General features: G+C 53.4%; 23 protein-coding genes and 2 pseudogenes. 14 read left to right on the forward strand and 11 right to left on the reverse strand.

Going from position 1 to position 19,559, the window contains the following annotated elements:
- The first annotated feature begins 240 nt into the window (after positions 1 to 240).
- The 3 genes from ACTQY5_RS00630 (at position 241) to ACTQY5_RS00640 (ending at position 1,814) form a co-directional block, all read left to right on the forward strand.
- On the forward strand, positions 241 to 945 hold the full coding sequence (locus ACTQY5_RS00630; RefSeq protein ID WP_195839634.1) for a radical SAM protein: 705 nt from the start codon (positions 241 to 243) through the stop codon (positions 943 to 945).
- A 261-nt stretch (positions 946 to 1,206) separates the two neighbouring features.
- Complete coding sequence (locus ACTQY5_RS00635) at positions 1,207 to 1,533, forward strand: hypothetical protein (protein WP_229778485.1); 327 nt, start codon at positions 1,207 to 1,209, stop codon at positions 1,531 to 1,533.
- Positions 1,512 to 1,814, forward strand: coding sequence for a nucleotidyltransferase domain-containing protein (locus ACTQY5_RS00640; protein ID WP_326831123.1), 303 nt, complete (start codon positions 1,512 to 1,514; stop codon positions 1,812 to 1,814). Before ACTQY5_RS00635 ends, ACTQY5_RS00640 begins: the two co-directional genes overlap by 22 nt.
- A 92-nt stretch (positions 1,815 to 1,906) precedes the next feature.
- Here the strand turns inward: ACTQY5_RS00640 and ACTQY5_RS00645 are convergent, their stop codons facing one another.
- A complete protein-coding gene (locus ACTQY5_RS00645; protein WP_022488297.1) occupies positions 1,907 to 2,461 on the reverse strand; it encodes a TetR/AcrR family transcriptional regulator in 555 nt (184 codons plus the stop codon).
- Positions 2,462 to 2,568: 107 nt separating this feature from the next.
- On the opposite strand from ACTQY5_RS00645, the gene ACTQY5_RS00650 reads away from it, so the two are divergent.
- Positions 2,569 to 3,369: a DAPG hydrolase family protein gene (locus tag ACTQY5_RS00650; RefSeq protein WP_441368638.1), complete on the forward strand. Its 801-nt coding sequence runs from the start codon at positions 2,569 to 2,571 to the stop codon at positions 3,367 to 3,369.
- 131 nt (positions 3,370 to 3,500) lie between these two features.
- On the opposite strand, the gene ACTQY5_RS00655 is transcribed toward ACTQY5_RS00650, so the two are convergent.
- The 3 genes from ACTQY5_RS00655 to ACTQY5_RS00665 are packed head-to-tail and all read right to left on the reverse strand — an operon-like array spanning position 3,501 to position 4,143.
- A complete protein-coding gene (locus ACTQY5_RS00655; protein WP_441368639.1) occupies positions 3,501 to 3,650 on the reverse strand; it encodes a YvrJ family protein in 150 nt (49 codons plus the stop codon).
- A gap of 2 nt (positions 3,651 to 3,652) precedes the next feature.
- Positions 3,653 to 3,901: a DUF2922 domain-containing protein gene (locus ACTQY5_RS00660; RefSeq protein WP_441368640.1), complete on the reverse strand. Its 249-nt coding sequence runs from the start codon at positions 3,899 to 3,901 to the stop codon at positions 3,653 to 3,655.
- Between the two features lie 14 nt (positions 3,902 to 3,915).
- Positions 3,916 to 4,143 carry a DUF1659 domain-containing protein gene (locus tag ACTQY5_RS00665; protein WP_441368641.1) on the reverse strand — a complete coding sequence of 76 codons (228 nt, stop codon included), beginning with the start codon at positions 4,141 to 4,143 and terminating at the stop codon, positions 3,916 to 3,918.
- 321 nt (positions 4,144 to 4,464) lie between these two features.
- Here ACTQY5_RS00665 and ACTQY5_RS00670 point away from each other — a divergent pair.
- Positions 4,465 to 4,572: pseudogene (locus ACTQY5_RS00670) on the forward strand (ATP-grasp domain-containing protein); the annotation flags it as partial.
- Between the two features lie 69 nt (positions 4,573 to 4,641).
- On the forward strand, positions 4,642 to 4,932 hold the full coding sequence (locus tag ACTQY5_RS00675; protein WP_229778480.1) for a hypothetical protein: 291 nt from the start codon (positions 4,642 to 4,644) through the stop codon (positions 4,930 to 4,932).
- 405 nt (positions 4,933 to 5,337) lie between these two features.
- Here the strand turns inward: ACTQY5_RS00675 and ACTQY5_RS00680 are convergent.
- The 3 genes and pseudogenes from ACTQY5_RS00680 to ACTQY5_RS00690 all read right to left on the reverse strand — a co-directional run bounded on the left by ACTQY5_RS00680 (position 5,338) and on the right by ACTQY5_RS00690 (position 7,288).
- Positions 5,338 to 5,616 (reverse strand): annotated as a pseudogene (locus ACTQY5_RS00680) (type II toxin-antitoxin system YafQ family toxin).
- Entirely contained in the window at positions 5,609 to 5,878 is a 270-nt protein-coding gene (locus ACTQY5_RS00685) for a type II toxin-antitoxin system RelB/DinJ family antitoxin (RefSeq protein ID WP_154488275.1), read from the reverse strand. The pseudogene ACTQY5_RS00680 and the gene ACTQY5_RS00685 overlap by 8 nt, the downstream one beginning before the upstream one ends.
- Before the next feature lie 549 nt (positions 5,879 to 6,427).
- Positions 6,428 to 7,288 carry an MBL fold metallo-hydrolase gene (locus tag ACTQY5_RS00690; RefSeq protein WP_154488276.1) on the reverse strand — a complete coding sequence of 287 codons (861 nt, stop codon included), beginning with the start codon at positions 7,286 to 7,288 and terminating at the stop codon, positions 6,428 to 6,430.
- A 136-nt stretch (positions 7,289 to 7,424) separates the two neighbouring features.
- On the opposite strand from ACTQY5_RS00690, the gene ACTQY5_RS00695 reads away from it, so the two are divergent.
- Entirely contained in the window at positions 7,425 to 7,886 is a 462-nt protein-coding gene (locus tag ACTQY5_RS00695) for an Lrp/AsnC family transcriptional regulator (protein ID WP_022488291.1), read from the forward strand.
- Between the two features lie 300 nt (positions 7,887 to 8,186).
- Positions 8,187 to 8,654: a low molecular weight protein-tyrosine-phosphatase gene (locus ACTQY5_RS00700; RefSeq protein ID WP_154488278.1), complete on the forward strand. Its 468-nt coding sequence runs from the start codon at positions 8,187 to 8,189 to the stop codon at positions 8,652 to 8,654.
- Here the strand turns inward: ACTQY5_RS00700 and ACTQY5_RS00705 are convergent.
- From ACTQY5_RS00705 to ACTQY5_RS00720, 4 genes are all read right to left on the reverse strand, one after another.
- Positions 8,578 to 9,282 carry a DUF2249 domain-containing protein gene (locus ACTQY5_RS00705; protein ID WP_154488279.1) on the reverse strand — a complete coding sequence of 235 codons (705 nt, stop codon included), beginning with the start codon at positions 9,280 to 9,282 and terminating at the stop codon, positions 8,578 to 8,580. The two genes, ACTQY5_RS00700 and ACTQY5_RS00705, sit on opposite strands and share 77 nt — an antisense overlap.
- Before the next feature lie 449 nt (positions 9,283 to 9,731).
- Complete coding sequence (locus ACTQY5_RS00710) at positions 9,732 to 9,995, reverse strand: type II toxin-antitoxin system RelE family toxin (protein ID WP_022488289.1); 264 nt, start codon at positions 9,993 to 9,995, stop codon at positions 9,732 to 9,734.
- 1 nt (position 9,996) lies between these two features.
- Positions 9,997 to 10,221: a type II toxin-antitoxin system RelB family antitoxin gene (relB, locus tag ACTQY5_RS00715; protein WP_022488288.1), complete on the reverse strand. Its 225-nt coding sequence runs from the start codon at positions 10,219 to 10,221 to the stop codon at positions 9,997 to 9,999.
- 227 nt (positions 10,222 to 10,448) lie between these two features.
- Positions 10,449 to 11,303 carry a LysR family transcriptional regulator gene (locus ACTQY5_RS00720; RefSeq protein ID WP_022488287.1) on the reverse strand — a complete coding sequence of 285 codons (855 nt, stop codon included), beginning with the start codon at positions 11,301 to 11,303 and terminating at the stop codon, positions 10,449 to 10,451.
- A gap of 108 nt (positions 11,304 to 11,411) precedes the next feature.
- On the opposite strand from ACTQY5_RS00720, the gene ACTQY5_RS00725 reads away from it, so the two are divergent.
- The 6 genes from ACTQY5_RS00725 (at position 11,412) to ACTQY5_RS00750 (ending at position 19,555) form a co-directional block, all read left to right on the forward strand.
- On the forward strand, positions 11,412 to 13,169 hold the full coding sequence (locus tag ACTQY5_RS00725) for an ABC transporter ATP-binding protein (protein ID WP_441368642.1): 1,758 nt from the start codon (positions 11,412 to 11,414) through the stop codon (positions 13,167 to 13,169).
- The gene (locus ACTQY5_RS00730; protein WP_441368643.1) at positions 13,169 to 14,911 is read left to right on the forward strand and encodes an ABC transporter ATP-binding protein; all 1,743 of its coding nucleotides are present in this window, start codon (positions 13,169 to 13,171) and stop codon (positions 14,909 to 14,911) included. The genes ACTQY5_RS00725 and ACTQY5_RS00730 overlap by 1 nt, the downstream gene beginning before the upstream one ends.
- Before the next feature lie 145 nt (positions 14,912 to 15,056).
- The gene (locus tag ACTQY5_RS00735; protein WP_308664539.1) at positions 15,057 to 15,305 is read left to right on the forward strand and encodes a YdbC family protein; all 249 of its coding nucleotides are present in this window, start codon (positions 15,057 to 15,059) and stop codon (positions 15,303 to 15,305) included.
- Positions 15,306 to 16,152: 847 nt separating this feature from the next.
- Positions 16,153 to 16,521 (forward strand): endonuclease domain-containing protein, encoded by a 369-nt coding sequence (locus ACTQY5_RS00740; protein WP_308664540.1) that lies wholly within the window; start codon positions 16,153 to 16,155, stop codon positions 16,519 to 16,521.
- Between the two features lie 447 nt (positions 16,522 to 16,968).
- A complete protein-coding gene (locus ACTQY5_RS00745; protein WP_441368644.1) occupies positions 16,969 to 18,606 on the forward strand; it encodes a DUF4153 domain-containing protein in 1,638 nt (545 codons plus the stop codon).
- A gap of 28 nt (positions 18,607 to 18,634) precedes the next feature.
- On the forward strand, positions 18,635 to 19,555 hold the full coding sequence (locus ACTQY5_RS00750) for a DMT family transporter (protein ID WP_022486631.1): 921 nt from the start codon (positions 18,635 to 18,637) through the stop codon (positions 19,553 to 19,555).
- The last annotated feature ends 4 nt before the right edge of the window (positions 19,556 to 19,559 follow it).

Below are 19,559 nucleotides of genomic sequence, written 5' to 3' on the forward strand. Positions count from 1 at the left end.
GGCGAGAGCCATGGGTTTGAGGGACTGATACAGGACTGAGTACCAGGAAAACGAACGCTAGCAATCTGCAAAAACCAATTTTTCTAATTTCCTTTGAATTTAGAAGGAGAATCTGCTATAATCTCTTTCGGTAACTGAAAAATCCGGTGCTGACGGCTGCCGAGTCGTCAGAAGTAGGGCCGTATCCCCATCGTCAGGTCTTAGCAGATGAGGATGCGGCATTTTTTATTACAGGAGGTCATGATGGAATCATTTTTTTACAAAGATCCCTATGAAGAAAACGGGAAAACCATTCTCGAACTGAACCTGTTCCCTGGCAAATACTGCAATTTTAACTGCATTTTCTGCCCTGTGAGCCGGAAGCTGCCCCATCAGCAGACCCAGGACCCGGTGAATGTGGGGAATCTGGACGCGGCCATTCTGGACCTGCAGCAGAAGATCCGTGCGGTGAAGCCGGACCTGGTTTTCATCAATTCACTGGGCGAGGCACTGCTTCTAATAGGCCTAGAAAAGGTGATCCATACCATCCACAAGGAAAATGTCCCTGTTCGCCTCCTGTCGAATGGCTATCTGTACGGAAACCAGAAGTACGCGGCCCTCGCCGGCACCTGTGAAGAAGTAATCGGTGAACTGAAAATGGGCCGGGAAGAAGCTTTCCAGAAAGCCCAGAGACCTCTTGCAGGCTATACGGTCCGTCAGCATATTGAGAATATGGCAGAATTCCGGAAATCCTACCCGGGCCGCTTCCACCTGGAAATCACTGTAGTCAGAGGGTACAGCGACGATTCCGCATCCCTCAGTGTCTTCCGAGATGCCGTAGCTGCCATCAAGCCGGATGTGCTCCAGGTCGTCACTCCGGAAGCCCCCTTCGACAAAGTACTGGGACTTCCCCAGGACAGACTGGAGGCGATTGCCGGGGAGCTGCAAAAGAGCCTTGGCGCATGAATACAGGGAGCCGTGAAAAATGGGATGCCCATTTTTTCACAGCTTCCATTTTTATGGAAACAAAGGATGGACTCCACGGTAATGGAAGGAGAGCCGCACCGTTCCCAGCACCATGGCACCATGATAATATGTTATACTGTATTTAACTATGTATGTTTGCAATTATTCTTTGACAACACACATAATATTTATTAGAGAATAGGATTTGCAGGAAAAGTTGGAAAGACAATATTCTAAAAACGGTAGAAAAGGAAAAGAACCATGAGCATAGAGGGTCTGGAAAATCTAATTGGAAAAATCGTCAGGATAAAACCAATGGTCATCCGTTCTGAAACCGGGGATATCATCAGGGCCAGATGGCTGCCGGAGGAGAGTGACTTTGGGAAGAAGGAGACCATCTGCCGGGGGCAGATGCTTCTGAACGTGGGAAAACCGACGGCCGGGAAGGGCGGGCCTGCGGCGCGCCCCTACAGCGTCAGGGTCGGGGGACCAGGGAGGGCAGGGAGTTTCGTTTTTTATCGTACCCCCGATGTCCATATTGTCACCGTCCAACAGATCAAACGAGAGTGCCCGACCCCAATGGTGTAGGGGCTCCCCGCAGGGAAGCCCATCCCGGCCGCATTTTTGACCGATTTCGAGATACGTTATCATGGGTCAAACTATTTGGTTCCAGAGCCAGAGGAGATTACAAAACAACTTCGGATGTGGATTTGGCGATTGCCAGTAAAACAGATATACTCACTCCTTTGCAGACGGCATTGGAAGACAGTCAATTGCCTTACACGTTTGGTTTAGAGGATGGAATAGAAAGAAGTCAGATCGGCTCATCCGGGCCTATCAGATGTCAGACGTCAGCTGGTTGGCGATGAGCAGATCGGTCTTTCTACTTAGTCAGAACAAAGCTGACGTCTGACATCTCAAGGCTCGCAGGACCGTTTCTGACGTCTTATTCCCCTCCGGCTTACAATGCATCCAGGTTGGCGATGGTACGGATGCTTTGCCAAAAGTAGTGATAGACTTCTTCGGGAGTATCTTTTTGTCCCCGATGGATCCAGGTGGAAATGGCAACCGGCAGCAGGTAACTCATGATGTCAATGAGGTATTCTCGACTTGCCTCTTCCAGTTGGGAAGGAATGCCGAGCAAAGAGCCCATATCTTTGAAATACCGCCGATGATTCTGGGCCAGGGCATCCAGCCGGTTGCATTTTTCCAGTGCGGCAAACAATTCTGCATGTTCCATAATGGTTTGGAAAAACGAGAAAAGGACGGCTTTCCGGGTTCCTTGTTTGGGCAATTCCCTGACAAAACCGGCAAAAAGTTGGTCCATCTGCCAAAGCAGCACATCTACCGGGGTGTCGAAGAGACGGTAAAAAGTGCTGCGGCTGACCGAGGATGCCCGCTGGATGGCTGCAATGGAAAGCCGGTCGGCCGGTTTGTTCTTGGAAAGAGCCAGGACGCTTTGGGCAATCAGTTCCGCACTTTTCCTGGCCCGGGGATCATTTGCAATATGATACATTTTTACGCCTTTCTGTTCTATATCCCAGGAGTGGGTAGTTGGAGCCTGTTTACTGTGATACAATCGTATCACAAGTCAGCAAACAGAACAAGAAAGGCGGTCTTTTTATGACATTGTATACTGGGAAAAAAGTGGGCGTCAGCAAGGAAGAGAAAACCCTTTCCTATTATCCCCTGTTCCAGCGGAAAATGACGGAGGTGCCGGCTGCGAAACTGGCCCTGATCGAGGAACCTTCTCCGGTCCCTGCCGTTCCTTTTGCAGAGCGGAACCGTTTCCTCCAGGGGATGGACAAGGAATTCTGTCAGGTGGGCTATGGCGTGGCTGCTGACGGGACAGGGTTTGTCTGCAATGCAACCTATATGCCCGGAGTGACCGGCGATATGCTGGACTGGTGGTTCCCCTGGCACAGCGTAGGCTCTGACCTCCGTTACAAAATCTGGGACCCGGAGGATCATTATTTTGCCCGTGCCAACAATGCGGCATACGTTTGCGACCCTTCCGTCCCTGTTTCCCAAAAGACTTGGGATGTGGATCATTACATTATGGAAGATATCGGCTTCGGAACGTCCTTCCTGCATTTGCAGTTCAAGCGGCCCAGAGATTTCGGGTATGATGAATCCCTGCTGGGGACTGCAGCCTGTCAGTCCTTGGTCTGCGCCATTGGGGCAGGGGATTGCGGGGCGGCCATGACCCATAAATGGTTCCCGTATAAAGAGGGTGTCCTGTTCTGTTCCCGGTTCTGGATCGGATATGCCCTGCACCAGGGGGAGATTATCAAGGCTCTGCCGGAAGGGGATTCGGTACCGGTGGAAGTGGCTCGGGGCCTTTTTGTCCACAATATCAAGGAATTTACCAACCTGGCCGCTATTTTGCCGGAAGTTTACAGGGAGAATAAGGAGAATTTTTGAACAAGACGTCAGGTCCGGTAGGGCCGGTCTGACGTCTTAAATCTGATAGGCCCGCAAGAGCCGGTCCGATATCTCTCTTGACCATTGACAAAAAAGCGTGCTGAGATTTTTTTTCGCAGCACGCTTTTTCTCTATTCCATCTTCACTGCCATGCGCAGCCGTTCGATGCTCTGGGACAGGTTCTCCAGTTTCTCTTCCATCCGTACCAACAGGTACCAGGAGATGACCATGGGGAAGCCGTACTGAGCAGCCTGGTCGGCCAGCAGGGTCAGGTTGTCCATGGTCAGCCCTCGGCGCTTTCGTCAGCGGCCGGGTCCGCCAACAGGTCCTGTACGTCCGTCACCTTGGCTGCCTGGACGGTTTCCAACGGAAGGTTGTTCCGGGAGAGGAAAATCTTGCTTTCCACTACTTTTTCCATCACCGGGAGCACCGCTTCCTTATCCACGTCCGTACGGGGATTGGGGATGCGGATGTTCTTGGTGGCTTTTTTGCTGTCTTTGAAAATCAGGTCCAATTTCCGGGAATCTGCCATCTGTCATGCCTCCTTTACGCTTCTTCCGTGAGCTGATGCCGTTCCACCACGTACAGTCCGTGGGGAGCTTCTTCCATCAGCCCGCCGAATTCTTTGCCCATTTCCGCCAGCTGGTCCGCTGTGGCCTTGGTGTCCAGGTTGTCATAGCTGATGTTCTTGAATTTGGGCTGGTCATTCTTATCCACCCCATTCTTCACTTCCAGCTGCAGGGTCACTGCAGTCAGGTCTTTCGCTGCTGCCATTGGTTCATTCCTCCTTTGTTTACAAGATGATTCAGGACAGAGAGTGTAAGGAGGCGGCCCATGCGGGCCGGCTGCCAACGCCGGTTCTCACGTAATCACCATCCAATCGATCAAACGAGAGGGACCGCCCCCAACGCCGTAGGGGCTCCCCACAGGGGAGCCCCTCCCGGCCGCCCAGAGGGCAAAAAAAGCAGGCCCGCAGTCGTAGTGATTGCGGGCCTGCTTTCTGTCCACTTTTTTGCACAGCTCATATGATATACTGAGAATAAGAAAGATTTGGATATCACCAGAAAGCAAGGGAAGTGAACAAAATGAAAGTTTGGATATGCACTGGGGAGTTACGGGCTGTTCTATGTTGACTATGCAAAACTTCTGGCAGCCCGGTGGGCAGAATTGACCGGGACGAAGGATGAGTATGAAGATTTTTAAATATCTGAGCTGTTGAGATAACCGCCTATCATGAATTATTTTTGCGAACCGAGTAAGGGAGAAAATGAAATGTGGAAGTCAATTAAAAATGATCTTATTGGTTCAGAGGGTGGAATCATTCTTCAGGATGAAGAATATGAAGGTTCGTGCCGCATAACATTGGAACGCTGTCGGCCATATGATGCCATTACTTGTGGTGTATATGGTGACATGGTGCATACTGTCTATTCGGATCCTTTAGTATCCCAGCATCTTTATGAAATGATGAAAAAAGATTTACAGGCTTTCATTGATGCAGATATTGAAGATCTAGGCCGGCGTAGCGATTTTTATGAGGCATTTATTGAAAGGTATCGTTGATATACTATTTTACAGCAGCGTTCAGGAAAACAAAAGGACAAAAATCCAGGGGATTTTCCCGAACAGAACCCTCCGGGAGGGCCGGGGAAGGGCGGGCCTGCGGCACGCCCCTACGGCGCTGCAATCGAATGTTTGATCCAGCCGTCTTAAAAACGGATGTTTCGACGATCCCGTTTCTCTGATTTTCCGTTGGTTCTTTGACCCCAACGGCGTAGGGGCTACCCGGAGGGGAGCCCGTCCCGGCCGCCCAGAGGGCAAAAAAAGCAGGTCCGCAGTCTTGAGAAGATTGCGGACCTTTTTTTGCAAGAAAAGACATGGAGCTATTCTTGATGATTGGAGGTCAGCCCATTTTATCAACAGGGATTTTATCTTGGTAAATATTGTGTCACAAAGAGTACCTGCTGATTATCCGAACAAATCACTGTGGCTTCCTGTACGGGTGAGAGTCAATGTCAGGATATCTTCTTCGATTTTGTAAATCAGCAGCCAATCCGGCAGTATATGGCATTCCTAGAATCCGATATAATCTCCAGACAAGGCATGATCTCGATATTTAACCGGCAGTACCTGTTCTTTAACCAGGATTTCAAGAACATCCTGGAAAAGCTCTGGTTTATGTCCTGGACGCTGGACAGTCCTTTTATAATCCTTTTTGAATTGCTTGCGGTAGCGGATCTTAAGCATTCAGATCCTCCATAAGGTCTTTTACGGAATCATAGGTTTTACTCAGGTTCCGATGATGATTTACGTCATCGATTGCCTGCAGAGTCTCCAGTTGGTTGGCAGAAAGACGCAAGTCAAAAGGAATTCCTCCATGACGTACAACCGAACGCAGGAACATATTGATGGCCGTAGAGGTAGGAATACCAAGGTCAGAAAAAATCAATTCCGCCTGATGCTTCAGATCCGCATCGACACGAAGATTCAGGGTCTTTGTATCGGACATAGCAATCATCTCCTTTCATAGCTATTGTAACGTTAATTAAGGAAAATGTAAAGAAAATTACTTTTTATCGCGTGCCTGCAAGTCTTCTTTTTGTCAGTTTTTTTGGAAGACAATAGGGATATAACGGAAAGAACTGGAGCAGGTGGGCGAGATCCAGCCCAAGGTAATCCGGTTGCCAAAGCTAAGTGCAGAGTGAAGAGCGAAGAGTGCAGAGCGGGACGGAAGGTGCAAATGGTCCATTGCGATGCCGTAGGGGCCTCACGCCGGGAGGCCCGCCAGATGCACGAGCCACCGACGTCAACGTGGTAGGGGCTCCCCGCAGGGGAGCCCATCCCCGGCCGCCCAGAGGGCAAAAAAGCAGGCCCTCCGTCTTAAGAAGATTGCGGGCCTGCTCTGTAATTATCCGGCAACAGCCCGAGGTATTTAAGCCCCGGGATTATCTTTTTGTACATGAAAAAGGACTGCTGCACGTCACATTACGTGCAACAGCCCCATTTTATCACGCTGTTGCACGCGATTTCACATGCAACAGCTCACTTTGTTACGTTCTTATTTATCAAAATTTATGATCTGTCCATCATCCGGTACAGCTACCTGTTTGTCTAACTTTCTGCTATGGACAAAGTCGCGCATATTTTTGCGTGATACTGTGCAATGGTTAATGGCATCCATATGCACCGCTACAATTTTGGCCTTTGGCATTCTCGTTGCCGCTCTGCCTACATCTTCTGTACCCATAATAATGGAATCATTGTAGCAGATGGACTTAGCATAACCAGTATTCATAATTAGAATATCGGGCTGACGATTTTGTAGCGTTTTATCAACCCGGGCCGTCCAGACCGTATCGCCCATCAGGTAAGTAGTTTTTTCACCGGGAGCAGCAAAGACCACGCCCATACTTTCTCCGAGCAGTACGCTATAAGCGGGATTGGCATACATCTCTTCCGTACCATGCGTGCCTTCTACTCTGGTCAGGCGCACCCCTTGGAACTCGATATCCCGATCCAGCACCTGAACATTGCGGAAACCTTCCTTGCGAATTTCAGTAGCGTCCTTATCATCCTGCACAAATACAGGAATATCTTTGTTGATGAACTGCTGAGCTACTTCATCCCAATGGTCAAGATGGGTATGCGTGACAATTAACGCATCAACATTCTTTAATACATCCTCCTTTGATTCGGGCAAGTCCACCTTGGGATTGCGCACCTCACTGTTAAAAGAACCAGCAAAGCCTTCATAACGGCCTTTTTCTGCCAGCATGGGGTCTATCAAAAATACCGTATCGTTGTACGCCAATTTGCCCGTAGCATTGCGTACATGCTGGTAAGAAACCTGTGCAAAGGCACTGCCCGTCATCATCGTCATTCCCAAGAATGCAGCCATTAAAGTTTTTCTCCACTTCATTTCATTTCCTCCTCTGAATCACAATTTAATTTACATTGTGATTATACTTTGCTAGAATTTTACTTACGATACAGGATTTCAAGAGATGCAGACAAATCACTTGAAATTTTCAAGTTTTCAAGTTAGGAGCATTGCCATGAATTTTTTACCTGCCAACAACAAAAAAATTGACAAAACTGACCATGAAATCCTCAGCATTCTGCATAAAGAGGCCAGAATTTCCATGACTGAACTGGGAAAACGCGTTCACTTAACCAGTCAGGCGGTCAAGAATCGTCTTGACCGCCTGACTGATTTGGGCGTTGTCCATCACTATACCGTGAATGTCAACTGCCCCATATATGGTTATAAAACACATGCCCTTATAAAAATAACCCCACACAGCGGTTTTATGAAGTCCCTGTTGGATTATCTTACTCAGTGCCACAGCCATATCAACCACTGTTATCAGATAACTGGTGCTCAAACACTATCCATCGACAGTTATTTTACGGACGAGGCAGAATTGCAGGAATTTATTGACACAATCCAAAAATGGGGGGATTATGAAATCGAATTGGTATTAAGGGACATCTTACTCTCTGAAGGTGATGAATGATTTTTTTCTGTAACAGACACACTCACTATCTGCAGACATAAGATTTTGTGTGGTTTCCGTCAGGCTTTCCCAAACACCAAAGCCGACAGTGATACTATTTATCTGCTATAATAACAGAGAAAATTTCACCCCACAAAAAGTGCAGTAGTAAGAACAGCTCGTTTTACTACCGTTTTACTACTACAACGGGGAAAGTTGTGCCGTTTTTTGCAAAATTATGTCCTTTTCTTCGTGAACAGATGAAACCTGCAAACCCGCATTAATTCGGCATATTTTGGCATAGAAGGGAGTTTTGTGTCCATGACTAGGATACTTTTTATTTGCCACGGCAACATCTGCCGTTCCCCCATGGCGGAATTTGTCATGAAGGAGCTGGTTCGGCGTCATCATTGTGCCGATGCTTATGAAATCGCTTCGGCGGCTACCAGCCGGGAGGAAATTGGCAATGACACCCACTGGGGGACCAGGGAGCAATTGGATCTCCACCATATTCCCTATGCGCCCCGGAAGGCCCGGCAGATGACCCGGGGAGATTATGGGTACTATGATCTGCTCATTGGGTTCGATGATGAGAACCTTCGGGAGATCCGCCGGATCGCCGGGGGAGACCCGGATGGCAAAATCCACCTGCTGCTGGATTTCACCGATCATCCCCGGGAAATCGCCGACCCCTGGTATACGGGGGATTTTGTCAGCACGTACCGGGATGTGAAGGAAGGGTGTGAGAGCCTTTTCTGTCGGAAAAATGTTCCTTCAGCAGCTGGTTGATTTCGGCTCTTTCTTTGCCCTGCTTTTCCATCTGTTTGATCAGTTTGTAGGCGTGGAACAGGGGGGAGGGGGCGATTTCGGAGCTGAAGAAGCCGATGCCCATGTTCCAGGCCAGCTGTTCGAACACATCATCCAGGGCCCGGGAATCCAGGCCGTTGGCATAGGCCTTCAGCAGTTCCCGCATGGCCTGGCGCATCCGCCCGGCACCTACTGCATTGGCCAGGGAGAGCAGCAGCCGGATATTGTAATCCAGGTAGCGTTTTTCGCTTTTCCAGGTCATATCCCAGAATTCCACTGCCAGTTCGCCCAGTTTTTCGTCAATCATGGGGTAGTTGGTGATCACCGCCGGCCGTTCCGGGGCTTCTTCCGTGTTCCCTTTGTTTTCGGTCCGGTAGAAATAGGCGTGGTATTCGTTGGGGGCCTTTTTCTCAGTGGCATGTTCATAGCCCAGCATTTCCATCACTTCGTAGAGGGGGATGGGTTCGAAGGTCTGGATTACTTCCAGTCCCTGGCCCACAGGGAGCTTGGCCGCCTGTTTTTTCAGGCCTTCCAGGAAATTCCCGGCAATGCCCCGCACGTCGACTTTTTTAAAGCTGCTGATTTTATCGTTCCATTCCAGATTTTTCATACCGATTCTCCTTCCATTTGTTCCTGTTACCATGGATAATGTTACGTTCTTCGTCTTCCTGGAAACAATATAGCATGGAAAAAGAAACCGGTATGTTGTTTTTACAACGAAAATTGGCACAGGAAACCCTCCGGGAGGCCGGGGAGGGCGTGCCTCTGGCGCGCCCCTACGCGTCAGGGTCGGGGGTTCGGTGCACGGTCTGTATTTCGGTGCGTAAATCGGTACCGTAGGGGCTCCACGCCGGGGAGCCCGCAAAAAACACCGATTGTACGGGCGTAATAGCAATCATCCCTACGCTAACTACGTCCAATCCGATTGAAGGAGATCCCTCGATTCCAACGTGGTAGGGGCTGCCCGCAGGGAAGCCCGTCCCGGCCGCCGGTTTTCACTGTTACCTATTGAAAAAAATGAGCTGCTGCATATACCTGCAACAGCTCTAATTCATTTGATTACCGATAAACTTCCCGTCGGTGAGCAATTTCAAAAAGAAATACAATCAGCACATCATCCTGGATTTCGGCAAACAGCCGGTAATCTCCTACCCGGTATCGCCACACCCCTTTCAAGTTTCCCGTAAGAGATTTTCCATGCTGTCGGGGATCTGTTGTATCCACCAGGTTTTTAACCACCCAGTTTTTAATGACACGGGCCGTTTGTTTATCCAGTTTTTTCAGTTCTTTTACCGCGTGTTCAGAGAACCGTACCTGGTACATATTAAATGCCCAGCTCTTTCCAGACCTCTGTATGATCATAGGTCTTTTCTTTCTTCAGCAGTGCCCGGGCCCGCAGGATCCGGTCCTCGTCCAGTTTCATATCCTCCTCGATTTTATCCAGCACCAGGCTGCGGATAAAAGAAGAAAGATTCAGATTATTGGCGGCCACATAATTTTGAATCAGTTTGTTTTCTTCATCGCTGACCCGAAGAGAAATGGTGCTCATAGGAAATCCTCCCTCGTAATACATGTAATACCTTCTACCATAAGTATAGCAAAAATGCGTGAAAAAGCAAGAGAAGAGAAGGGGGAAAGGGAAGATCCCTCCGGGAGGCCGGGGAGGGCGTGCCTCTGGCGCGCCCCTACGCGTCAGGGTCGGGGGTTTGGTGACGAGCCAGCAGGCCTGCTAGTTTGCATTTTTCCTGTGCAGACAGTTTCATGGTACCGCCCTCCTCAGTAATTTTCCCAGAACAGCCGGGCGGTTTCGTGAAGAGGCCGGCCTTTTTTCCGGACCAGCACCACCTGGCTTTCCAGCTTTTCTTCCCGGACCGGTACCGCATTCAGGTTCTGGCTCAGGTTCACCACGCTTTCCGGCACCAGGGCCACCCCCAGTCCCGCCTGGGCCCACTGGAGGCAGCTCCGGGCATCATCCGCCAGGCACCGGAAATACAGGGAAAAACCCCGGCCCCGGCAGATTTCCTGGATGATCCGCTCCCACCGCCGGTATCCCAGAAGGGGCAGCTCCTCCAGATCTTCCAGGGTAAAGGCCTCCGGCAGGTGTTGGGGGAACAGGTCCTGGCTCCCCAGGGCGCAGAAATGTTCCCGGCACAGCACCTTTCCTTCCACCCGGGTTTTGGAAAAGGGGGTCCGGATCACGGCCAGATCCACCGTTTCCTTTTCCAGGGCGTCCAGCAGCTGGTAGGTGTTCCCTTCGTACAGCTGGATGGAAATCTCCGGGTACTTCTGGGCGAAATACCGGGCACCCCGGAAAAACCGTTCTCCGGCGCCAGAAGAGATCATCCCCAGATGGAGACTGCCTTTTTTTCCCAGCTGGAAATTCTTCATGTCCTCCTGGGCCGCAAGGGTCAGGGTCTGGATCCGTTTGGCCGTGTCATAGAGGCTTTTCCCCGCTTCCGTGAGACGGATCTTCCGGCCGCCCCGTTCCAGCAGCCGTACCCCGCACTGGGCTTCCAGCCGCTGGAGCTGGAGGGACACCGGGGGCTGGGTCAGGTTCAGCCGCCGGGCCCCTGCTGAAATGGACCCTTCTTCCACCACTGCAATGAGACAGTTCAGCTGTTCCAGGTTCATAATGCATCCTCCTATATGGAAAATATATGGTTCTCAATAGATTCAATATTTATTATATAGTATTTCCGGTGGTAAGATAAAGACAGTTCAAGCAATGAGGTGCTGATTATGAAAAAATTTCTTTCTTATTTTAAGGGGTACCGCTGGGACTGCATCCTGGCCCCTTTGTTCAAACTGCTGGAAGCCCTGATGGATCTGGCGGTGCCGTTGGTGATCGCTGCCATGATCGACCAGGGACTTTCCACCGGAGACGAAGGCTTCCTGTTCCGCTGCTTCCTGGTGCTTATGGGGCTCATGGTGCTGGGCATGGGCTTTTCCTTTACCGCCCAGTATTTCGCCGCCCGGGGCAGCGTGGGGGTCATTACCCGGCTCCGGCAGGCTCTGTTCGACCATATCCAGGGACTGTCCTACAGGGAACTGGACACTTTGGGCACCGATACCCTGATCACCCGGCTCACCAGTGACGTGAATCAGGTCCAGACCGGGCTGAACATGGCTCTGCGGCTGCTGCTCCGGAGTCCCTTCATTGTGTTCGGGTCCATGGTCATGGCCTTTTTCATCGATGTGCCCAGTGCCCTGGTGTTTGCCGTGGCCATCCCCCTGCTGCTGGTGGTGGTGCTGGGGATCATGCTCCGGAGCATCCCTTTGTTCAAACGGGTCCAGGAAACTCTGGACAGACTGCTCCAGACCACTAGGGAAAACCTGACCGGGGTCCGGGTGATCCGGGCCTTCTGCCGGGAACAGGCGGAAATCCGGGAATTCGACAGCCGGAATGCTGACCTGACCCGGAAGAACCTTCATGTGGGCCGATGGTCCGCTTTGATGACACCGGGCACTTATTTGCTGGTGAACCTGGCCACGGTGGTGCTGATCCGCCAGGGTGCCCTACGGGTGGAACTGGGGGCCATGGCCCAGGGGGATGTGGTGGCTCTTTACAATTATATGGCCCAGATGATCATTGAACTGGTGAAACTGGGCAGTATGATGATTACATTGAATAAATCGGCAGCCTGTGCAAGCCGCATCCAGGGAATCCTGGAGGTGGAAAGTTCCATGACCAGTCCCGCTGCTTACGGACCCCTTCAACCGGTGAGCGGGGGACCGGCCGTGGCTTTCCATCACGTGTCCTTTGGCTATGCCGGAGGCGCCGAAGCAGTGACAGATCTGGATTTTGCCATCCCCAAAGGCAGTACTGTGGGAATCATCGGGGGCACCGGCAGCGGCAAGACCACCCTGGTGAACCTGATTCCCCGTTTTTATGATGTGACCCGGGGCCAGGTGGAAGTAGAAGGCCGGGACGTGCGGGAGTACCCGGCCGGCCATCTGCTGGAAAAAATCGCCCTGGTACCCCAGAAGGCAGTGCTTTTTGAAGGCACCATCCGGGACAACCTGCGCTGGGGCAAAGAAGATGCCACCGACGAAGAACTGTGGCAGGCCCTGGAAACCGCCCAGGCCAAAGATGTGGTGCTGGGGAAAGAAGGCCGGCTGGATGCTCTGGTGGAACAGGGGGGACGGAATCTGTCCGGAGGCCAGAAACAGCGGCTGACCATTGCCCGGGCCCTGGTGAAGAAACCGGATATCCTGATCCTGGACGATTCCGCCAGTGCCCTGGATTTTGCCACAGACCTCCATCTCCGCCAGGCCATCAAGGCCCTGGAAGGGGAAATGACCGTATTCATCGTGTCCCAGCGGACCAGCAGCGTCCGCCAGGCGGATGTGATTTTGGTGCTGGATGACGGGAAACTGGTGGGCCAGGGAACTCATCTCCAGCTGCTGGAAACCTGCCCGGTGTACCAGGAAATCTTCGATTCCCAGTATCCCGGCCGCCGGGCGGAAGAAATCCGCCAGGGAAAGGAGGAAGCCTGATGTCCATGGATAGAAACAATTCCAGCTGGGTTACCCTGAAAAAAGTCTGGAAAATCATCGACGCCTACCGGATGCTCCTTATAGGGAGCCTGGTGCTGGCCGGGGCTTCTGTAGCCCTCCAGCTCTATGTGCCCATCCTGTTCGGCCGGGCCATTGACGGGATCCTGGGACCGGGACAGGTGGATTTCCCCCTGGTGGGCCGCTATGCTTCCCAGATCCTCTTTTTGGTGGTCCTGTCCAGCCTGGCCACCTGGGCCATGAATCTCATCAACAACAAACTGGCCTTCAACACCGTCCGGGATATCCGGAGCCGGGCCATCCGTCAGATCCAGCAGCTGCCCCTGTCCTTTTTGGACGGCCACAGCACTGGTGACCTGGTCCAGCGGGTGATCGCCGACGTGGACCAGATTTCCGACGGGCTGCTTTTGGGGTTCACCCAGCTGTTTTCCGGGCTGGTGACCATTGTGCTCACTTTGTATTTCATGTTTTCCACCCACCGGAACATTTCTCTCATGGTGATCGTCCTGACCCCGGTGAGCTTCCTGGTGGCCCGGTTCATCGCCAGCCGGTCCTATCGGCTGTTCCAGAACCAGACCGCCATCCGGGGGAAGCAGACCGCCCTGATTAACGAAACCATCGGCAGCGAAAAAGTGGTGAAGGCCTTCTGCCATGAAGAACGTTCTTCAGACCAGTTCCGGAGCCTTAACGAAGAGCTGCAGCAGGCCACCCAGGGAACCCTGTTCTACAGCTCCCTCACCAACCCGTCCACCCGGGCGGTGAACAACGCCATCTATGCCCTGGTGGCCCTGGTGGGGTGCTGGGAGATCCTGGGCGGAGGACTTACCGTAGGGGGGCTCACCGTGCTGCTGTACTACGCCAACCAGTACATGAAGCCCTTTACGGACATCAGCTCCGTGGTCACTGAGCTCCAGAATGCCCTGGCCTGCGCTGCCCGGGTGTTCGCTCTCATCGAAGAGACTCCCCAGAGCGCCGATCCGGACCGGAAACTGGTGTTCCGGGAAGGGCGCGTGGACATTTCCCATGTGTATTTTTCCTACAATAAAAAACGCCCTCTGATCGAAGACTTCAACTTCCAGGTGGAACCGGGCCAGACCACCGCCATTGTAGGGCCCACCGGCTGCGGCAAGAGCACCTTCATCAACCTGCTTATGCGGTTCTACGATGTGGACCGGGGGACCATCGCCATCGACGGCCAGGATACCGGGAAAGTGGACCGGCATTCTCTCCGGAGGACTTACGGCATGGTGCTCCAGGAAACCTGGCTGAAACAGGGGACCATCCGGGAGAACATCGCCTTCGGGAAGCCGGGAGCCACCGAAGAAGAGATCATCCAGGCCGCCAAAGAAGCCCACAGCTGGGAATTCATCCGCCGGCTGCCCCGGGGGCTGGATACGGTGGTGGACGACGACAGCCTGAGCCAGGGACAGAAACAGCTCCTGTGCATCACCCGGGTGATGCTGGCCCTGCCGCCCATGCTGATCCTGGACGAAGCCACCTCCAGCATCGACACCCGGACCGAGATCCAGATCCAGAACGCCTTTGCCAAGCTCATGGAAGGCCGCACCAGCTTCATCGTGGCTCACCGGCTCAGCACCATCCGCAGCGCCGACCGGATCCTGGTGATGAAAGACGGGAAAATCATAGAGCAGGGCACCCACCAGAGCCTGATGGAACAGGGAGGGTTTTACAAGGAGCTGTACAACAGTCAGTTTGCAGGGTGATAAGGGTGTTGCACAGAACGTGCAACACCCTGTTTTCCATTCACCACCCAAAAACGCCCATTCATCCCACAGGGGGTTCTCAAATCTGGAAACTCCGGTATAATGGGACCTGAGGGGAAATTACCTGTACCGAGGAGGCACCAACATGGACAGAAACAATTCCGACTTCAGCTACGAAATCACCCAGGAACTGGGAACCCTTTCCACCAGCCCCAAAGGCTGGACCAAAGAGGTGAACCGGATTTCCTACAACGGCCGGACACCCAAATTCGACATCCGGGAATGGGCCCCGGGAAGAGAAAAAATGGGCCGGGGAGTGACCCTGAGCGAAGAAGAAGCCAAAACCCTGTGCAAGATCCTGTTCCAGTATTTCAAGGAACAGGCAGGGAGGTAAGAGGAGGGGGCTGCTGCGGGAGCAGCAGCCCCCTTTGTCAACGGTCAGCGGCAAAAAGGAGACCATCTGCCGGAGGCAGATGGTTTTGAAGGGAAACGCAGCCCTGGGGGCTGCTAACCCACCACCAGCCTATCGGCCGGTCCCCCGCCCTTGAAAAGGGCGGATATGTGGCACGGTGGGCTGGGGCCCTTGTGCAGAAGGAGACCATCTGCCGGAGGCAGATGGCTTTGAAGGGAAACGCAGCCTGGGGGCTGCTAACCCACCACCAGCCTATCGGCCGGTCCCCCGCCCTTGAAAAGGGCGGATATATACGGCGCATACCGGGCCAGGGGCCCTTATGCAAAAAGGAGACCATCTGCCGGAGGCAGATGGCTTTGAAGAGAGACGCAGCCTGGGGGCTGCTAACCCACCACCAGCCTAACGGCTGGTCCCCCGCCCTTGCAAAGGGCGGATATACGCTCGGGCTGGCGCCCATTGCTTTTTGGCAAGTGCTAAGGCGTTAGCCCGCGTACTTCTTGTTCACTCTTTTGCGTGGGCGGATATACGCTCGGGCCTGCGGCCCATTGCTTAATGTATTGCAAAACTACAGCTGTCGTATTGCTGCACAACTGCAGATTTAATCGGACAGTCGCCATTAATCGTGCAGGGCGCCAGCCCGCACTACTATCCGCCCTTTACAAGGGCGGGGGACCGTTGCGCCTGCGCAATGGTGGTGGGTTAGGCGCCGCGATACCCGGCGCCGTCTTCCTCTATCCCCCCGCACCAACAACCATCCCCAGTCCACTCTGCCATTTTGGCACCAACAAACAATTTGCCACAAAACAATCCAACAGAAAGGACCTCACCCATGTACTACGAAACCACCCGAGACCGTCACCTCAAACACCTTGCCAATCATCTCCGAAAAAACATGACTGCCGAAGAACGGCATTTGTGGTTCCAGTTTTTGCAGCAGTATCCTATCCGTTTTCTCCGGCAGAAACCCATCCGGGGATACATTGTGGATTTTTACTGCGCCAAAGCCCGGCTGGTGGTAGAAATCGACGGCAGTCAGCATTACAATCCCGCGGAAAAAGCCTACGATCTGGAACGGACCCGGCGGCTTATGGCCTGCGGCATGAAAGTGCTCCGGTTCAGCAATCGGGACATATGGAGAAATTTTTCCGGAGTGCAGTACGTGATCGATAAGGAAGTACGGAAACGGGTGAAGCAGTAGAGGGCACGGCGGGCCAGGGGCCTTTGTGCAGAAGGAGACCATCTGCCGGGGGCAGATGGCTTTGAAGGGAGACGCAGCCTGGGGGCTGCTAACCCACCACCAGCCTAATGGCTGGTCCCCCGCCCTTGTAAAGGGCGGATATACGCTCGGGCCTGCGGCCCATTGCTTTAAAATAAGTACAAGGGCGTTAGTCCGCGTACTTATTATCCGCCCTTTTCAAGGGCGGGGGACCGTTGCGCCTGCGCAATGGTGGTGGGTTAGGCGCCGCGATACCCGGCGCCGTCGTCCTTCGCCCCCGCACCAACTTCCGCTGGTGCAGGCGGTGGCGATCCCCATGCAATCCCGGCGCCGTCTTCCTCTATCCCTCCACACCAACTTCCGCCTCGCTCCCACTTCCCATCCATGCTATAATCATAAGGAATGAACATCCAAGGGGAGGCATCCTTTATGCTGAGCAGGTTCAAAGGATTGTGCAGGGAAATCTGGGAGCGGAACCAGCGCTTCAAGACGGCTTTTCTGGGCAGTTGGAGCTTTTTTCTGGTATTCCTGGTGCTCACTGTCATCGGGCGGGGGGACCAGTGGAGCAAATGGACGGTAATCAGTCAGGGCTTTTTGGCTGTACAGCTGGTAATGTTTCTTTCCGTGCCTTGGCGGCTGTACAACGAAAAATACGGCAGGATCGAGCCCCGGCGGGAAGCGGCCAATTTCCTGCTTTTCCTTCTGCTCTGGCGGAGCCTGGAACAGGTCCCGTCCTTTAATGACTACCTGTTCCTGGGCCTTTGGGGCACCGCCGCCCTGTCCGCAGCGCTTACCCTTTTTTTCTGTGATACACCCCAGGGACGAAAGGGGCTTTTTCCCGCTTTTCTGCTGGCCCTTGGCAAAAGCCTGCTCCTGGGAGGGTTGTCCTTTGCCCTTTTGGGCCTCTGCTTTTCCGGCATCCGGATGCTCCTGTACCCCAAACTGTCCCTGGAATGGCTGGAGCTGGCCTGTGTATTTTCCATCTGGGTGGTATCCTGGCAGGTCCTGCTGGCCCAGATTCCCCGGGAAAACGAACCTCTGGCGATACCGGACTGGTATTCATCACTCTGCCGGAACCTTCTTCTTCCGGCGGCCGCGCTCCTTGTGGTCATCCTTTATTTCTATCTGGCCAAAAGCCTCCGGGAGGGAGCTCTGCCAAATGGTATCATGAATCCCTTTGGATCCTGTGCTTTGGCTTTTTATGCCCTGTTCTGCTTATCCTACCCGGAAGAGCAGCCGCTCTGGGTGCGGAAAGTCCTGAAATGGGGAGCACTCCTTCTGGTTCCCATAGCAGCGGCTCAGCTCCGAGGCGTCTGGATCCGTTTGGAAGCCTACGGGCTCACAACCCTCCGGTATCTGTCCCTCTGCTGCACCTTCGTGGGGCTTTGTGTCCTGCTCGGGGGCATTACAAGGCAAAAACCCCGGAAAATATACCTGTTGTGCGGAATCCTCAGCGGGATCCTGGCATTTTCGCCCCTGAACCTGGTGGACCTCCCTGCCTGGTCCCAGGCACGGCGCCTGGAAGAAACCATCACCCGGAATCAGCTGATCCAGAAGGGGAAACTGGTCAGCGCCCGAGAGATTTCTCCAGAGGAAGCGGAGCGGATCCGCAGCAGCTATGGTTATCTGGCCGGTTCCGCCGGCCGGTGGCGGTATCCTCTGGTGGAACAAATCAAAGAATCTCCCTTCCTGGCCACCCTGCCTCGTCCGCCCAAAGGAAAAGGTCATACCGGTATCGGGTATTATAACTACAGCCAAAAACTTGCAACACTGCCGGTCAGCGGTTATTCCAGGGTAATAATCATCAAGGGGGCCCATATCCAGTACCACCGGCTGCGTTTTTCCGGAGAGGGAAATACTGCATACAGCCTGCCCATAGATGATGCGTACCTGCAGCAGCTGCGGGAAAAATATCCTTCCAATGGACTGGTGGAGGGAAAAGATCTCCAGCTTCAGCTGGAGGATGGGAAACTGCTGATCTTTACCCAGCTTGCAGGGAGCCAGGACGGGTTTGACCAAAAAGAGAAGAATTCCGTCAGAGTCGATGGATACCTGCTGGAACAGTAAAATTCCAATTCAAAGGAAGTGTCCCCTTATGACCAAACACCGTGAAGCCATCCTGTGCATGCTGGTGGCTGCGCTGTTTTTCTGCCTTACGGAAGTATGCATGAAAAAAATCAATGGCGACCTGAACGGGGTCCAGGTGAATGCCACCCGGTACACCCTGGCCGGGCTGGCCTTGATGCCCTGGAGCCGGAAGCAGCTTTTGGCCCGGCATGCCCGGGTTACCTTTGCCCAGCAGAAACTCTGCTTTTTCCTGGGATTCATGGGCATTGCCATGGTGGGGCCTCTGTACCAGATGGCTTCGGTGGTGCTGGGAGCCAGCCATACGGCGGTGATCTTTTCCAGCACGCCTCTTTTCATTACGGTGCTGGCGGCCCTGATCCTGGGGACCCCCATTACCCGGTATGAAATCGCCGCCCTGGGGCTCCAGGTGCTGGCCATTGCCGTTTTGGTGGACCCATTCCACATGTCCCTGGACCCGGGAGGCTTTTTGGGGCTCATGGTCTGCGTGTTCGGGTACAGCCTGTATGCGGTGGGAGGCAAGAAGCTCATGCCGGCCCTGGGCAGCGTGACGGTCACTGCCTGGACGTTCTTCTGGGGCGGGCTCCAGCTGCTGTTTGTGGCCTTCCTGTCCCACATCCCCGCTGTGGCGGCCTTTTTCACTGCCCACGGCCTGGGAAATTATGCCTATATCCCGCTTCTCACCGGCTACACCTGGGCCAACCTGCCCTGGGTGCTCACCCTGTACCTGGGCATCACCCTGGTGGCCTTCCTGTGCTGGTTCCGGGCCATGGAGGTGGGGAGCATCACCCTGGGGAGCCTGACCTATTTCATCAAGCCGGCCCTGAGCCCTCTCTTCGCCTGGCTTTTTGTGGGGGAGGCCATTACCTTCCAGATGGCCTTGGGCATGGGGCTCATGCTCCTGGGGGCCCGGATCGCCCTAATCAAATAACCTT

The organism is Acidaminococcus sp. HCP3S3_H5 (genome assembly GCF_052122235.1).
Taxonomy (GTDB): Bacteria; Bacillota; Negativicutes; order Acidaminococcales; family Acidaminococcaceae; genus Acidaminococcus.

What these genes read in the sequence shown, in the direction of transcription:
- ACTQY5_RS00745 (WP_441368644.1), top strand. Translation starts at nt 16,969, where the DNA reads ATGCTGAGCAGGTTCAAAGGATTGTGCAGGGAAATCTGGGAGCGGAAC.
- ACTQY5_RS00700 (WP_154488278.1), top strand. Translation starts at nt 8,187, where the DNA reads ATGACTAGGATACTTTTTATTTGCCACGGCAACATCTGCCGTTCCCCC.
- ACTQY5_RS00645 (WP_022488297.1), bottom strand. Translation starts at nt 2,461, where the DNA reads ATGTATCATATTGCAAATGATCCCCGGGCCAGGAAAAGTGCGGAACTG.
- ACTQY5_RS00735 (WP_308664539.1), top strand. Translation starts at nt 15,057, where the DNA reads ATGGACAGAAACAATTCCGACTTCAGCTACGAAATCACCCAGGAACTG.
- ACTQY5_RS00690 (WP_154488276.1), bottom strand. Translation starts at nt 7,288, where the DNA reads ATGAAGTGGAGAAAAACTTTAATGGCTGCATTCTTGGGAATGACGATG.
- ACTQY5_RS00740 (WP_308664540.1), top strand. Translation starts at nt 16,153, where the DNA reads ATGTACTACGAAACCACCCGAGACCGTCACCTCAAACACCTTGCCAAT.
- relB (WP_022488288.1), bottom strand. Translation starts at nt 10,221, where the DNA reads ATGAGCACCATTTCTCTTCGGGTCAGCGATGAAGAAAACAAACTGATT.
- ACTQY5_RS00705 (WP_154488279.1), bottom strand. Translation starts at nt 9,282, where the DNA reads ATGAAAAATCTGGAATGGAACGATAAAATCAGCAGCTTTAAAAAAGTC.
- ACTQY5_RS00635 (WP_229778485.1), top strand. Translation starts at nt 1,207, where the DNA reads ATGAGCATAGAGGGTCTGGAAAATCTAATTGGAAAAATCGTCAGGATA.
- ACTQY5_RS00650 (WP_441368638.1), top strand. Translation starts at nt 2,569, where the DNA reads ATGACATTGTATACTGGGAAAAAAGTGGGCGTCAGCAAGGAAGAGAAA.
- ACTQY5_RS00725 (WP_441368642.1), top strand. Translation starts at nt 11,412, where the DNA reads ATGAAAAAATTTCTTTCTTATTTTAAGGGGTACCGCTGGGACTGCATC.
- ACTQY5_RS00695 (WP_022488291.1), top strand. Translation starts at nt 7,425, where the DNA reads ATGAATTTTTTACCTGCCAACAACAAAAAAATTGACAAAACTGACCAT.
- ACTQY5_RS00660 (WP_441368640.1), bottom strand. Translation starts at nt 3,901, where the DNA reads ATGGCAGATTCCCGGAAATTGGACCTGATTTTCAAAGACAGCAAAAAA.
- ACTQY5_RS00750 (WP_022486631.1), top strand. Translation starts at nt 18,635, where the DNA reads ATGACCAAACACCGTGAAGCCATCCTGTGCATGCTGGTGGCTGCGCTG.
- ACTQY5_RS00720 (WP_022488287.1), bottom strand. Translation starts at nt 11,303, where the DNA reads ATGAACCTGGAACAGCTGAACTGTCTCATTGCAGTGGTGGAAGAAGGG.
- ACTQY5_RS00710 (WP_022488289.1), bottom strand. Translation starts at nt 9,995, where the DNA reads ATGTACCAGGTACGGTTCTCTGAACACGCGGTAAAAGAACTGAAAAAA.
- ACTQY5_RS00730 (WP_441368643.1), top strand. Translation starts at nt 13,169, where the DNA reads ATGTCCATGGATAGAAACAATTCCAGCTGGGTTACCCTGAAAAAAGTC.
- ACTQY5_RS00655 (WP_441368639.1), bottom strand. Translation starts at nt 3,650, where the DNA reads ATGGACAACCTGACCCTGCTGGCCGACCAGGCTGCTCAGTACGGCTTC.
- ACTQY5_RS00665 (WP_441368641.1), bottom strand. Translation starts at nt 4,143, where the DNA reads ATGGCAGCAGCGAAAGACCTGACTGCAGTGACCCTGCAGCTGGAAGTG.
- ACTQY5_RS00685 (WP_154488275.1), bottom strand. Translation starts at nt 5,878, where the DNA reads ATGTCCGATACAAAGACCCTGAATCTTCGTGTCGATGCGGATCTGAAG.
- ACTQY5_RS00630 (WP_195839634.1), top strand. Translation starts at nt 241, where the DNA reads ATGATGGAATCATTTTTTTACAAAGATCCCTATGAAGAAAACGGGAAA.
- ACTQY5_RS00675 (WP_229778480.1), top strand. Translation starts at nt 4,642, where the DNA reads ATGTGGAAGTCAATTAAAAATGATCTTATTGGTTCAGAGGGTGGAATC.